Source organism: Geomonas terrae, assembly GCF_004791675.1.
Taxonomy (GTDB): Bacteria; Desulfobacterota; Desulfuromonadia; order Geobacterales; family Geobacteraceae; genus Geomonas; species Geomonas edaphica.
Genome location: NZ_SRSC01000001.1, coordinates 769,532 through 783,880, shown reverse-complemented (window position 1 = coordinate 783,880; position 14,349 = coordinate 769,532). Strand labels below are relative to the sequence as shown.

The 14,349-nt window shown below is 62.8% G+C and carries 10 protein-coding genes; 5 read left to right on the top strand and 5 right to left on the bottom strand.

The genetic code is table 11. The features are described from left to right. The first annotated feature begins 13 nt into the window (after nucleotides 1-13). Nucleotides 14-1,348, top strand: coding sequence for a LysM peptidoglycan-binding domain-containing protein (locus tag E4633_RS03220; protein WP_135868817.1), 1,335 nt, complete (start codon nucleotides 14-16; stop codon nucleotides 1,346-1,348). A gap of 7 nt (nucleotides 1,349-1,355) precedes the next feature. Here E4633_RS03220 and E4633_RS03215 read toward each other — a convergent pair whose 3' ends face one another. The 5 genes from E4633_RS03215 to E4633_RS03195 form a co-directional block, all read right to left on the bottom strand. After that, on the bottom strand, nucleotides 1,356-2,075 hold the full coding sequence (locus tag E4633_RS03215) for a lytic transglycosylase domain-containing protein (protein WP_135868816.1): 720 nt from the start codon (nucleotides 2,073-2,075) through the stop codon (nucleotides 1,356-1,358). A gap of 224 nt (nucleotides 2,076-2,299) precedes the next feature. Continuing rightward, nucleotides 2,300-3,649: an NADP-specific glutamate dehydrogenase gene (gdhA, locus tag E4633_RS03210; RefSeq protein WP_135868815.1), complete on the bottom strand. Its 1,350-nt coding sequence runs from the start codon at nucleotides 3,647-3,649 to the stop codon at nucleotides 2,300-2,302. Between the two features lie 356 nt (nucleotides 3,650-4,005). Then, nucleotides 4,006-5,076 (bottom strand): type IV pilus twitching motility protein PilT, encoded by a 1,071-nt coding sequence (locus E4633_RS03205; RefSeq protein ID WP_135868814.1) that lies wholly within the window; start codon nucleotides 5,074-5,076, stop codon nucleotides 4,006-4,008. A gap of 33 nt (nucleotides 5,077-5,109) precedes the next feature. After that, nucleotides 5,110-6,819 (bottom strand): response regulator, encoded by a 1,710-nt coding sequence (locus E4633_RS03200; protein ID WP_135868813.1) that lies wholly within the window; start codon nucleotides 6,817-6,819, stop codon nucleotides 5,110-5,112. Nucleotides 6,820-6,944: 125 nt separating this feature from the next. After that, the gene (locus E4633_RS03195; RefSeq protein WP_135868812.1) at nucleotides 6,945-7,751 is read right to left on the bottom strand and encodes a triphosphoribosyl-dephospho-CoA synthase; all 807 of its coding nucleotides are present in this window, start codon (nucleotides 7,749-7,751) and stop codon (nucleotides 6,945-6,947) included. A 349-nt stretch (nucleotides 7,752-8,100) separates the two neighbouring features. Here E4633_RS03195 and E4633_RS03190 point away from each other — a divergent pair, with 349 nt between their 5' ends. From E4633_RS03190 to E4633_RS03175, 4 genes are all read left to right on the top strand, one after another. Further along, complete coding sequence (locus tag E4633_RS03190) at nucleotides 8,101-10,599, top strand: penicillin-binding protein 1A (protein WP_135868811.1); 2,499 nt, start codon at nucleotides 8,101-8,103, stop codon at nucleotides 10,597-10,599. A 218-nt stretch (nucleotides 10,600-10,817) separates the two neighbouring features. After that, on the top strand, nucleotides 10,818-11,102 hold the full coding sequence (locus E4633_RS03185) for an HU family DNA-binding protein (RefSeq protein WP_015718556.1): 285 nt from the start codon (nucleotides 10,818-10,820) through the stop codon (nucleotides 11,100-11,102). A 454-nt stretch (nucleotides 11,103-11,556) separates the two neighbouring features. Further along, on the top strand, nucleotides 11,557-12,921 hold the full coding sequence (locus tag E4633_RS03180; protein ID WP_135868810.1) for a DEAD/DEAH box helicase: 1,365 nt from the start codon (nucleotides 11,557-11,559) through the stop codon (nucleotides 12,919-12,921). A gap of 143 nt (nucleotides 12,922-13,064) precedes the next feature. Continuing rightward, entirely contained in the window at nucleotides 13,065-14,252 is a 1,188-nt protein-coding gene (locus E4633_RS03175) for an FprA family A-type flavoprotein (RefSeq protein WP_135868809.1), read from the top strand. Nucleotides 14,253-14,349: the final 97 nt, after the last annotated feature.

Sequence of the window (14,349 nt, the reverse complement as noted above, 5' to 3'; positions counted from 1 at the left end):
TATGAGGCTACCGATGATCCATGCCAAAAAGGGAGCGCTCCTTGCCGCCCTCCTTCTGCTTCCCGCCCAACTGAACGCGGCCTCGCCTGAATTCCAGATCGATCTGAAGGAACTGGAGCGGCAACAGCAGCCGGCGCCTGCCAAACCGTCACCCAAGCAGGTGCCGAAGAGCAAGAAACAGGCTCCCGTAAAGAAGGAGCCGAGCGCAAAGGCGGCCCCGGTGGCGAAGAAGGCCCGTCCCGAGACGGCACAAGGGGAGTACGTTCGTTACACGGTGCGGCCGGGGGACCACATCTTCAAGATCCTGGTAGCCCGGTTCGGCCTGTCCAACGAACAGGCGGAGCGCCTCATCCCTTCCATCGTCGAGTTAAACGGCATACGCAACATCAAGTCGCTTGAGGTCGGGAAGACTCTGCTGATCCCGGCGGCGGCGCTCCATGAGCACGCGCCGAAGGCAGCTAAAGAGGCTAAAGAGGCTAAAGAGGCTAAAGAGGCTAAAGAGGCGAAGGAGGCGAAGGAGGCGAAGGAGGCGAAGGAGGGCAGGGAGAAGAAAGTCGAGTCCGCCAAGATGCCGGCACCTGCTCCCGCGGCGGCTCCCCGGGCCCCCGAGCCTGTTGCCGAGGCACCACGTGCTCCGGAGCCTGTCGTCGCAGCTCCGCAGGCCCCGGCCGCTAAACCGGTTCCCGCACCGGCTTCTAAACCGGCTCCTGTGTCCACACCCGCACCTGCGTCGCCCCCGGCTCAGGCACCGACTCCGACTCCGACTCCGACTCCGACTCCGACTCCGACTCCGACTCCGACTCCTAAAGCAACTCCGGCCAAGGTGGCGCCTGCCCCGCCTGCCATCCCGGCCATCCCGGCCGTCCCGCAGGCTACCACGTGGGTCTGTCCGGTGAACCAGCATGACACTGCGAGTATTGTCGATTCGGTACTGAACGCGCTTTCCGCAAACTGGAGCCGCAACAGGATCATCCATTCCGGTGACGGCGCAGCAACTCCCTTCAGCATCAGGGTGGACCGTTACTTCGAGTACAAGGGTGGGCGCTACATCGTCAGCATAGGCGAGAGCGACCCGTACAACTACACCCTGATCAGGATACTGGAGACGGCGGGGTACCGGGCGCTCATGCTGGGTGGAAAAGAGGATTTCAAGGTCGTAGCCGAAAAGCTGTTCAAGCTGGTGGGGTTGACGGCGGGCTACGGTGAGCACCAACTACAGGAGGGGGGGCGGGGATCAGGATTCCTGCTGCAGCAGGACGATGCGGCGGGGAAACTTGTGCTGATCACCAACGCGCCGCCCCCTGCCGGGTACAAGTGGGCCATGCCCAAAGGGTGCGGCGCAAAATAAGAAGAGATCAAGGGATGGGGATCGCCGAGCGTTCCCCTTCTTCCGTATAGTAGCCGATGTTGTCGTGCGACATCGCGTTGTCCTGCGTGGCGGGAATCTCCGGGAGGGCCGTCTTCGCGGTGGTCTCAGCAGGCTGCGGTTTTTGCTGCAGCACCTCTTTCGGGGCGGGAACGCTACCCTTCGCCTTCGCCTTGAACTCCTCGGCCTTCCCTTGCGCCGCATCGTCTACCCAGCCGTCAACCTTCTGCCGCACCAGCGCCTCTATGCTGTCCTTGAGCGGCGTGTAGGCCGCCTCCTGCTTCACCGGTTTTACGCGCTGCAACTGATCGAAAACCCGCTTCGAATAACGGTCACGCTTGTCCGGTGTCTGGCTGTTGTAACAGCCGATCGCCTTCCAGGTGTAGCCGTACTTCTCCATGCACATGGAAAGGATCCATGCGCCGGTCTTGACGCTGTTGCACGGGTCGCCCAGTGAGTTCCAGCGCTGCTTGCCGATGGTGGAGGCCCAGCTGGAATTTATCTGCATCAGGCCAAAATCGTAGGTTCCGTTGGTGTTGTAGTTGACTGCGGCGGGGTTGAAGTTGGACTCGACCTTGGCGATCGCCCGCAGGATCTGCGGGTTGATGCCGTACTCGATGCCAGCTTCCTCGAAACAGAAGGCCGAGGCGTCGGTTGTCAGCGCCAGGGTCAAGGCGGCAGCCGCATAAAGCAGTCTGGCTTTACCCATCTTCAAGTTCCTCTTACGTGGGGTAGGATCGGTGCCCGGCGGGGTGGCCGGAGCACGACCCGGTCCATAATACATTTTCCGCGGTGCCGTGTCACCCCCCTAATGTTCCGCGCTCCGACTCCCCCTCCTTGCCGGCTCCTTCGCCGACTTCTCGAGACCAAACAAAAAGAAGGCCCGACCTTGCGGCCGAGCCTTCTCGCTTTCTTGCTAAGGTAGCGCCGGGACTAGATCAGTCCGTGGGCAACCATGGCCTTGGCCACCTTGATGAAGCCGGCGATGTTGGCGCCGTTCACGTAGTTGCCGGGGGTGCCGTACTCCTCGGCGGTCTGGTAGCAGGTGTCATGGATGTTCTTCATGATCTGGGCCAGACGCTGCTCGGTGTACTCGAAGGTCCATGCGTCGCGGCAGGCGTTCTGCTGCATCTCAAGTGCCGAGGTGGCAACGCCGCCAGCGTTCGCAGCCTTGCCCGGGCCGTAGGCGATGCCCGCCTCGAGGAACACCTTGACGCCTTCCGGGGTGGTCGGCATGTTGGCGCCTTCGCCGACTGCGATGCAGCCGTTTTTGACCAGGGTGGCGGCGTCCTTGCCGTTGATCTCGTTCTGGGTCGCGGACGGCATGGCGACCTGGCAGGGGATCTCCCAGATCTTGCCGTTTGCGACGTATTTCGCGTCCTTGTGGTATTTGGCGTAGTCCTCGATGCGACGGCGCTCGACTTCCTTGAGCTGCTTGACCAGGTCGAGGTCGATGCCTTTCTCGTGGTAGATGACGCCGTTGGAGTCGGAGCAGGTGACGCACTTGCCGCCCAACTGGTGGATCTTCTCGATGGTGTAGATGGCGACGTTGCCGGAGCCGGAAACCGAGCAGGTCTTGCCCTCGAAAGAGTCCTTGCGCACCTTCAGCATGGCGTCGACGAAGAAGCTGGCACCGTAGCCGGTCGCCTCGGTGCGTACCAGCGAGCCGCCCCAGTCGAGGCCCTTGCCGGTCAGGACGCCGGGCTCATAGCGGTTGGTGATGCGCTTGTACTGGCCGAACATGTAGCCGATCTCGCGCCCGCCCACGCCGATGTCGCCTGCCGGGACGTCGGTGTGCTCACCTAAGTGACGGTACAGTTCGGTCATGAAGCTCTGGCAGAAACGCATGATCTCGTTGTCGGATTTGCCCTTGGGATCGAAGTCGGAACCACCCTTGCCGCCGCCGATCGGAAGGCCGGTCAGGGAGTTCTTGAAGATCTGCTCGAAGCCGAGGAACTTGATGATCCCGAGGTAAACGGAGGGATGGAAACGGAGGCCGCCCTTGAAGGGGCCGAGAGAGCTGTTGAACTCCACGCGGAAGCCGCGGTTGATATGCACGTTGCCGGCGTCGTCCTGCCAGGGTACCCGGAAGATGATCTGGCGCTCCGGCTCACAGATCCTCTCGATGATCTTGCGCTCGGCGAATTCGGGGTGTTTCACCAGGACCGGTCCCAGCGACTCCAGTACTTCGCGGACGGCTTGGTGGAACTCCACTTCGCCCGGGTTTCTCTTCAGCACTTCTTGGAAAATCGGTTCTACTTTCTCGTCAATCTGTGGCGACATACATCCTCCTTGGTCATGAATGAGTGCGTTTGATCACTCTTTAATCAGCATAGAGAGGGTAACTCCCAGCTTCTGCCTTAAATGTGGACTCCTCTATGCACGAGGTGAACCATTTTTGTGCATGTATGCAAACAAATTAGGCATGCTGCGGGAAGTGTGCTGAATTTGGAGGCAAAACGCTGGTGGGTGTCTGCGCGTGGCTGCTGCAAAAATGATCAGATGGCGAGGCAGAGTTTACATTAGTTACTCTTTTTAATTTTTGAAACTACACTGGCGGGTGTGTGCACGTCGGGCAGGAAATGAAAAAGGGGGGCGCGGGTGATCCGCGCCCCCCCTTTTGTGTGACGGTGATCGGGCTAGTTGGTGAACATGAGCTTCCGCTCCAGGTCCATGGAATGGGAGAGGCGCTTTGCCTCCTCCATGGTGATCTGTTCCTGCTCGTGGAGCTGTATCAGGTGCTGGTCGAGGGTCTGCATCTGGTACTGGCTGCGGCCGTTCTCCATGTGCGCCTCGATTTCGTCGAGCCTTCCCTCGCGGATGCAGCTCTGGATGGTCGTGGTGGCGCGCATGATCTCGAGGACGGGGATGATGTTCTCGCCGGTCTTGTTCATCACGAGGCGGATGGAGACGGTTGCCACTAGGATGTCCGCCAGGCGCTGGCGCACGATCTCCTGTGCGTCAGGGGGGAAGTGTCCCACGATCCTGTTGATGGTCGAGACTGCACCCTGGGTATGCAGCGTTGAAAGGACCAGGTGGCCCGTCTCGGCGGCCATGAGGCACGACTCGATGGTGTCGGTGTCGCGCATCTCGCCCACCATGATCAGGTCCGGGTCCATGCGCAGCGCGGCCCTTAGCGCCGAGCTGAAGCTGTCGGTGTCGATGCCGACCTCACGCTGGATGATGCAGCTCTTCTCGGAGTGGAAGAGGAACTCGATGGGGTCCTCGATGGTGATGCAGTTGTAGCTGAAGTTCTCGTTGATGTAGCGCAGCATGGAGGCGAGCGTGGTCGACTTGCCGTTGCCGGTGGGGCCGGTGACCAGGATGAGGCCGTTGGGGGCCTTCGCGATCTCGCCCAATACCGGGGGGAGGCGCAATTCTTCGAAGGTCCCAATGTGGGCCGGGATTACCCTCATGATGATGCCGAAATGACCGCGCTGCCGGAAGATGCTGACGCGAAAGCGCGCCCCGCTCGGCAGCGAGAAGGAGGTGTCGAACTCCTTCTGGTCGGGTTCCCAGCGGCGGCCGTGGTGCGTCATGATCTGCGCGGCGATGAACTCGGTGTCCTCGGCGGTGAGGTTCGGGAGCTTGGAGCGGATGATTTGCCCCTTGCCGCGGAAGAAGGGAGGGTTGTCCACCTCGAAATGCACGTCGGAAACCTTCTTGCTGAAGGCTATTTCAAGAATCTGGACGAAGATCTTGGCATCCATGGTTGCCCCTTTCGTGCTCTCCGCACGCCCTCCCTACTTCTGGGCGCAGCGCTTGCGGTACAGGATGTTGTCGATAACGAGCCCCGCGTGCTGTGCGAGGATCTCTAGAAGCGGCAGTTGCGGGTCGGTTCCGGCGCCGGCGCCGAAGTCGGCGTAGATGATGGCGATGACGCGCCCGAAGCTTTTCACCGGGAGGAGCAGGGCCTTGCCGCTGATCGGCGTCCCGACGGCAGCGTAGATAGTGTCGCGCAGCGACTGGTCCGCGTCGCCGTAGCAGAGTTCGCCGCCTAACGCCTTTTGGTACAGCGACTCCTCGGGAGCGTTCAGGCGCAGCTTGACCGAGGTGACGGCGCCGTCGGCGCCGATTCCCATGGCGCGCTCGGCGATGAGTTCCGAGCGGACCACGACCAGGGTGACGCCGCGGCGAAAGACGCCACAAACGGCCTGCAACAGCGCGAAGGTGACCTCGGCGGCCTCGCGCTGCTCGGCAAGGGCCGCGAACTGCGCACGAAATTGCGCCGGGATCTGAGAGGTGGGGGCGCCTGTCTGTCGCTTAAGGCATGCCGCAAGCGCCCGACATCCGGCGGTGAGGTCGGCGATGAAGCTCTCGCTGCGATCATCGCGGCAGGCGCGGGGCAGCACCGCCGTCACGCCGTACTCCTGCGCCGAGGCGGCGAGCTGGAAATCGTCTGGAGCGGCGAAGAGCACGACGGGGAGGGCAGGGTGGCGCTCGCGGATCTGCTGCAGCAGCGCCGCGACGTCGCGGCCGTTTCTGCCGCGGTCCTCCCCCGCATCCAGCAGAAGCAGCGGCGACTTCTCGCGGGAGCGGGTCTGTTCGATAAAGGGATCGAGCTGGAGGGGATCGTCGGTGGCGCAGACAAAGCGCGGGCCGCACACCGCCGAGATGCACTCACGCATCAGCCTGGAGGAGGTGACGAGGATCACCCCGAGCGTCGCTTCCGCTTCGGCGGCACGCGCGGAAGCCCCTTCGAGGTAGTCGAAAAGCTCCTGCTGCTCGTGTGCCGGAATCCCGGAGAGCTCCTTCTGCAGCCTGCCGGCGATGGTGTCGGGGGTCTCCTCCTTGATGGCGGAGAAGAACCTCGGGATGCGGCTTTCCAGCTCGTCGAGCTCTTCGAGCCCGAGGTCGGCGGCAGATATGCCGGAGCCGGACTGGGACTCGGCGACCGGTGGCGCGTCGAAGATGGACTCCGGGGTCAGCGTGCCGTCGCGCTTACGCTCGTCGTAGATGCGCAGGGCGTCCATCAGGATGCTCTGCGTGTTCATATGGATCTGCGTGTTCGCCTTTTCCGGGAAGTAGCGATAGTCGTCGGAAACGACGATCTCGTTGACGTCGAGACAGAAAGTCCCCTTGGTCCAGGTGAGGACATCGACTATGGTCATCTCGATGAGTGCCTCGAGCCCCTGGTACGCGGCCTGGGTCTCGACGATTCCCTCCTCGATGAGCATCTGGATGATCGGCTTGCGCTCCGAGCCGGCCCTTTGCTGCTCCTTGAGGGCGTGCTCCAGCGCCTCGCGGCTCAGAAGCCCCATGTCGATCATGACCTGGCCGATGCGGATGCTGTTGTTGACGTGGTTGGCGCTGACGATGAAACCGTCCCGGAAGACAAGCTGGCTCTCCCCCTTGCTGCTTTTGAGCGTGAGGGTGCCGGTCTTGCCGGTTTGGTGCAGCAGCTGGATGACATCCACTAGGGGAAGGTGTTCCAAATCGCCTTCGAAGGACATGGCGGTACCCTTGTTAGCCTGGCGGCGGGTGAGCTGGAGCGGGTTTAGCGGGGAGATTCTAGCATGGGGTCGGGGCTAAGTAAACGGGAATTGCTGGGGATTTCGTAAAAACGGAGGAGGGGTGATCAGGCGGCTTCGAGCTCGCCGGTGTGGCTTAACCAGGCAAGGCCCAGGGCGAGGAGCCCGGCCACGCCACCCATTGTGAGGTTGCGGCTCGCGTAGTGAGCGTTGCGCTCGGCAAGGAAGGCAAGGAAATCATCCCTTTGCGCGATCATGCGCTCCAGGTGTCTGCCGTCTTCCCGGATCGTCTTCAGTCCGCTGCGGCCGCAGCGGCGCAGCGCGGTGCTGTCCTCGACGGTCTGCATGAGCCTGCCGAGCATGGCGAAGATGGCGCTGCCGCGGTTGCCGCCGCTCGCCATCTCGCGCCGGAAAACGGGGAGCGCCTCGTCGAAGAGGCTCGGCAGCCCGGCCAGCGCCTCTTCCCTCAGGCCGCCTCCCTGGAAGCGGTTTCTGACCCGGTGCGCCGCACCGGGCTCCCCCTGGTCGAAGAAGAGGGCGGCGAGCCGGGTGATCGAAGCGCGCAGCGCGTCTTCGTCGCGCCCGTTGCTGCAGGCGCTGGCGCAGAGCATGAGCCCGGCCAGGAAGATGTACCCCTTGTGGCAGCTGGTGCCGATGGCACGCTGCACCGCGCTTTCCGCGGCAACCCCGAGACGCACCTGTTCGTTCAGCTCTTCGCCGCGCGCGACGGCGTCGCAGAGGTCGAGCAGGTACAGGGAGACGATCTTCAGGGACGCCTCCATGCGCTCGACCGAGAGCTCGGGATGCGAGCCGCTGTCGCAGAGATCCACCAGCCCCGGTTTCGGGGTGAGGTAGAGCTCCATGAAGGCGCCGCGCACCAGGTTATTGGTCAGTCTTGTCAGGTGTGCCGTCATCGCTTCGGGAATGTCTCCGCACTTAGTCATATGCACCTGGAAATCATAGCATCGTTTGGCGCAAGAACGTAATGTGTATACATTATGCTGTGATAAGGCGCCGTCCCCGAACGGCTGCCGCCGCGTGGGGAAGGCCTCCCCGCCCCACATTAACCTTGAATTAGTGAGCCCATCTGGGATAATCTTCACTCCTGGCGCCCCCAGTGGGGCGCGGCACACCAGATGCACCCGCAGGTTCCCGACCGGCTCCACCTAGCCGCAGGCAAAGGAGCTTCTCCCCCTCGCCCGCCACCGGCCTTCCGGGTATACCCCAGCGTACGCATCAATCCCGATCGGAGATCCTCGCGACATGGAAACCTACAAGGCGCAGCCGCGCCAGCAGCGCAGGTTGAAGAAGTCTTCCCCCCTGAAGTACCTCCTCTGGGGCGCCGCCGGCGGCTCCACCATCATGCTCCTCGCCCTGCTCGGCTATTTCTTCTACCTTCTCGGCGCACTGCCGAAGGTCGACCGCCTGGCCGACTACCGTCCGCCCATCCTTTCCCAGGTCTTCGGCCAGGACGGCACCCTGGTCGGCGAATTCTACCTTGAGCGGCGCACCGTGGTGCCGGTCGACAAGATGCCCAAACGCCTGATCCAGGCCTTCGTGGCGGCTGAAGACTCCAACTTCTACCAGCACAAGGGGATCGACTACATCGGCGTCATGCGGGCGGCCTTCAAAAACGTGATCTCCATGCGCAAGAAGGAGGGGGCTTCGACCATCACGCAGCAGGTCGCGAAGTCGATGCTCCTCACCCCGGAGAAGAAGTTTTCCAGGAAGCTGAAGGAGGCGATCCTCGCGAAGAGGATGGAGGAGCGTCTCACGAAGGACGAGATCCTTTACATCTATCTGAACCAGATCTACCTCGGTGCCGGGGCCTACGGGGTGCAGCTCGCCGCGGAAACCTACTTCGGCAAAGAGGTTGACAAGCTGAACCTGGCCGAGATGGCCATGTTGGCGGGGCTCCCGAAGGCGCCGAACAGCTACTCCCCCATCAAGCACCTGGAGCGCGCCAAGGAGCGCCAGGGGTACGTCCTCGAGCGGATGGTGAAGGAGGGTTACATAACGCAGGCCGAGGCGGATTACGCCAAGGCCACCCCGATTGTGATCCAGCCGCTCAAGAAGGTGAACGCGGAACAGTCGGCCTACTTCCTGGAACAGGTGCGTCAGCAGCTCGTGGAGAAGTACGGCGAGGAGCGGCTTTACAAGGACGGGCTGAAGATCTACACCACCATGAACGCCGAGATGCAGAAGGCGGCTTACGACGCGGTGGTGAACGGCCTGAAGGCCGTGGACAAGCGCCAGGGCTTCCGCGGGGCGGCGAAGTACCTGGCCGAGGCCGAGGTCGATCCCTTCTGCAAGAAGGTTGAGGACGACATCGACGATCTCTCGCTCAAGCAGGGCTCGGTCTACCAGGGTGTGGTTACCGGGGTGAACCCGGCTAAGCAGGAGCTGACGGTCAGGGTGGGCGAGCGGACCGGCACCGTACCCAGGAAGGGTATGGACTGGGCCGGGCGTCTGGAGCTCGTGAACAGCTACGGCAAGCCGACCGCCAAACGCGCCATCGGCCTCGGCGCCGTGCTGGAGCTGCAGGTCAAGGAGCCGGACAAGAACCGCACCGGAGCCGTCTTCGCCCTGGACCAGGTGCCGGAGGCGCAGGCCGCGCTCATCGCCATCGATCCCACCTCCGGCGGCGTCCGCGCCATGGTCGGCGGGTACGACTTCAAGAAGAGCCAGTTCAACCGCGCCATGCAGGCGAAGAGAAACCCCGGGTCCGCCTTCAAGCCGGTCATCTACGCGGCGGCCCTCGAGCACGGCATGACCACGGCGAGCATCATCGACGACTCCCAGGTCGAGTACGAAAGCGGCGGGGACAAGGCGTGGAAGCCGAAGAACTACGACAACGTCTACCGCGGGCCGGTGACCATGCGCGAGGCGCTCACCAACTCGATCAACGTAGTGAGCGTCAAGATCCTGGAGCAGATCGGCGTCGGTTCCGCGATCGACTACGCCAAGAAACTCGGCATCACCTCGCCGCTTGCGGCGAACCTCACCCTTGCCCTTGGTTCCTCGAGCGTTACACCCATCGAGCTCACCAGCGCCTATGCCGTGTTCGCCTCGGGTGGCTACCGCACCGCCCCGTATTTCGTCACCAAGGTGCTCGACCGCGACGGCAACGTCCTGGAGGAGATCCAGGAGCCGAAGGTCCCGGTGTTCACCCGGATGTCGAGCGCCGCGCCGGATGCCGCAGGGGAGGGGGACAGCGCAGGGGACGGGGAGGACGGAAAGCCGATCGAACTGAAGCAGAACAAACCGGTCCCGGTGATGTCGGAGGCGACCGGCGGTGCCGTGCCTGCCATCCCGCCTGAGACTGCTTTCATTATGACTAACTTGATGCAGAGCGTCGTCTCCAGCGGCACCGGCAGCAGAGCCCGCGCTCTCGGGAGGCCGGTGGCCGGCAAGACCGGTACCACCAACGACATGAAAGACGCTTGGTTCGTCGGATACGTGCCTCAACTGGTGGCCGGCGTGTGGGTTGGCTACGACCAGGAGAGAAGCCTGGGCTCCGGCGGCTCGGGCGGGCAGGCTGCGGCGCCGATCTGGACCGAGTTCATGCAACGCGCCCTCGCCGGGGTGCCGGTGCGGTCCTTCCCCACCCCGGGGAACGTCACCTTTGCCCTTATCGACCCGCGTAGCGGCAAACTCGCGCGCGAAGGGACCCCCGGCGCCGTGCAGGAGTGCTTCGTTTCCGGGACCGAGCCTACAAGCTACGCCGCCGAGCCCGCCGAAGTAGCGGCTCCGGTCCAGTAAACGTCCGTAATCAAAGGCTTTTTGCGGTTTGGGTGGGGCTGTTTCATCCGGCGAAACCGGTTGCTGTAAACCCTTGCCAGGAGCGGCTTCGCGCCTTAAAAAGGGGCTAAAGCCGCGCCAGTTGCGGGAAAAATCACGGGGGAATCAAGAAAACCCTTGCAAATTACCGATATATGATTATAGTGGCGTTAATTTAATCCAGCCAAGGAGGGTCTCACATGACTAAAGCAGAACTGGTCGAAGCAGTGGCGAAATCCGCAAACATCCCCAAGGCCGCAGCCGAGAAGGCCGTCGGTGCATTCATCTCCACCGTGAGCGGCGCACTGAAGAAGGGCGACAGGGTAACTCTGGTAGGCTTCGGCAGCTTCGAAGTGGCTAGCCGCCAGGCGCGTACCGGCAGGAACCCGCAGACCGGCAAGGAGATCAAGATCGCCGAAGCCAAGGTCCCCAAGTTCCGCCCGGGCAAGGCACTGAAAGACGCTATCGCAGCCAAGAAGAAGTAATCCTGGACCAGCCAGCGACGTGCCCCTCCACGACTGTTGTACCGTCCCGGCACGCACCGAAAACCCCGCCCTCATCGGCGGGGTTTTTTTGTAAACTGTATACGTTTCAATAAAAACTTGCCTTTTATCCCCTTCCTGTAGTAAAGCTTTCTGACTGACTGACATCAGTTCCAACGGGGGACCTCCCCCTCCCATCGATCCAACCCCTCGCATTCAGGTATATCCCCACGAGAAATGCGGCAGCAACCATGGTTGGCGACGATGTAAGGTTTGCCGGTCATATTGCGTGTTGCCGATCCATCTTTTTAGCTGAGCCTGCGACAATCACTGTCGCGGTGGGTTTGGCACGCCCCACATCAAACCGCCCTCCGGCGAAGAAGCCGCGTCCGTCCCACGGGGATGTCCGGGACGCAGCACGGCCGCTTTTTGCCTCGAGGGAACGTAAAGGAAACACATGTCTTTTGAAGCACTGAAACTCTCCGCACCTCTTGTCAAAGCAATCAACGCCTGCGGCTACACCGAGCCCACCCCGATCCAGGCAGAATCGATTCCGCTCGCGCTTTCCGGACGCGACCTGATCGGCAGCGCCCAGACTGGTACCGGCAAGACTGCCTCCTTCGTTCTCCCCGCGCTGGAGCGCCTGCTCGTTCCGTCGCCGGTGCGCGGCAAGGGGCCGCGCGTCCTCGTGCTGACGCCGACCCGCGAGCTCGCCATCCAGGTGGTTGACGCGATCAGGACCTACGGCAAGTTCATGCGCGTGCGCTGCGGCTCGATCCTTGGCGGTATGCCCTACCGCGACCAGATGATGCTTTTGTCCAGCCCGGTCGACATCATCGTCGCCACCCCCGGGCGCCTGATCGATCACCTCGACCGCCGCACCATCAACTTCTCCCGTCTCGAGATGCTGGTCCTGGACGAAGCTGACCGTATGCTCGATATGGGCTTCTCCGAGGACGTGGACCGCATCGCCGCCGCGGCTCCGACCGAGCGCCAGACGCTTCTCTTCACCGCCACCATGGACGACGCCATGGCGAAGCTCGCTCAGCGTCTTTTGAAGGATCCGGTCCGCGTTGCCGTTGACGTAACGCAGGTCACGAACCTCCAGATCGAGCAGCGCCTGCACGTAACCGACGACATGCGCCACAAAAATCGCCTGCTGCAGCACCTCGTCTCCGACGCGAGCGTCACCAAGGCGATCATCTTCTCCGCGACCAAGAAGGACGCCGACCAGTTGGCCTTCGAACTCTACTCCCAGGGACACGCCGCGGCTGCGCTGCACGGCGACATGTCGCAGGGAGCACGCAACAAGACCATCACCAACATGCGCCGCGGCAAGGTGCGTCTTCTGGTCGCCACCGACGTCGCCGCCCGCGGTCTCGACGTCTCCGGGATCAGCCACGTCATCAACTACGACCTGCCGAAGTTCGCCGAGGACTACGTGCACAGGATCGGCAGGACCGGCCGCGCCGGTGCCACCGGGATCGCCATCTCCTTCTGCTCCATGAACGAAGTGGCCTACCTGGACCGCATCGAGCGCCTGACCGGCAAGCCGCTGCCGCAGCACGTCATCGAAGGGTTCGAGCCGACCCGCCCCCTGAGAAGGAACAACGGTGGTCCCGGTGCCAGAAAAGGGCGTCCCGGCTTCGACCCCAGGAAAAAGCCGTTCGGCGCCAAGGGGCGTCCCGGCCAGAACGAGCGCCCAGGTCACGGCGGACGTCCCGGCCAGGGTGGGCGTCCCGCCCCGGCAGGGCGCTCCGGAAGGCGCGACGCGCAGGTCGTGGTCGAGTATCGCCGCGGCCGTGACGGCGCCGGAAACTAGCCTTTTCCTTGCTTTAAGCTTTTGATTTTGGTACAGTTCGCATCTGTGTATACGGCCCCCCGGCGCATCGCCGCGGGGCCGCTTGTCAACTGAGCGAGGGCCGGCATCCGGCCGTTATGAAAGATAAGACAGGGGGTAGCGGTATGTCTGCAGCAGTCGAGTTAGGGAAGGGTCTCCACTGGATCGGGGTCAAGGACCCGAGCCTCGCCGTCTTCGACGATCTCTTTCCCACCGAACACGGTACCACGTACAACTCCTACCTCGTGCAGGGGGAGAGTCACATAGCCATCATCGACACCGTCAAGGCCAAGCGCTTCGACGAGTACCTCGAGAAGATCCGTTCCCTGGTCGATCCCGCGTGCGTGGACTACATCGTGGTGAACCATTCGGAACCGGACCACTCCGGCTCCCTTTCCAAGCTGCTGCAGCACTGCCCGAAGGCGACCGTGGTATCCAGCCAGGCGGCGCGCACCTTCCTCGGGAACCAGATCCACACTCCCTTCGAGTCGAAGATCGTGAAGGATAACGATCAGATCGACCTCGGCGGGCGCACGCTTCGCTTCATCTCCGCGCCGTTTCTGCACTGGCCTGACACCATGTTCACCCTTCTCGAGGAGGACCGCGCCCTTTTCTCCTGCGACGCCTTCGGCTCCCACTTCTCCCCCGAGGCCCTCTTCGCGGACGAGTGCCCCGATTTCTCCGGCGAGACCCGCTTCTACTTCGACTGCATCATGCGTCCTTTCAAGGAGCGCATCCTCCAGGCGGTGGCGAAACTCGACGGCGTCGAGCTGAACATGCTCTGCCCGAGCCACGGTCCCGTCTACCGCGCCGACGCGAGAAAAGCGATCGACATGTACCGCAAGTGGTCCGAGCCCAAAGCGGCCGGCCGCCGCATCGCGGTGTTCTACATCTCCCCGCACGGCAACACGGAGCAGATGGCCGAGGCGGTGGCGAAGGGGGCAGGCGAGGTCGGGGTGCACGTTACCCTGTGCCACATCAACCACGCCTCCGTGGCCGACATCCGCGACCTGATGGAAGAGTGCGACGCGCTCATCTTCGGCACCCCGACCATCAACCGTGACATCCCGAAGCCGATGTGGGACGTGCTCGCCTACCTCTCGACGGTGAGCCTCAAAGGCAATGTCGGCGGCATCTTCGGCAGCTACGGCTGGTCGGGCGAGGCGTGCCGGATGGCGGAGGAGCGGCTGAAGAGCATGAACTTCAAGCTCCCGCATCCCTTCGTACGCTCCCCCTTCATGCCCAAGCCCGAGGTGATCGCCGAGTGCGAGGCCCTCGGACGTGCGGTGGCTGAAGAGGTCCTGAAAAAGTAATCCGCTCCGCTTCACGCTCCCCCTTCCTTCCTCTTACGACCTCCTCCCCCCACCGGGGGGAGGTCGTTAACCCTAAGCGCAGCAGACATCTCTACTC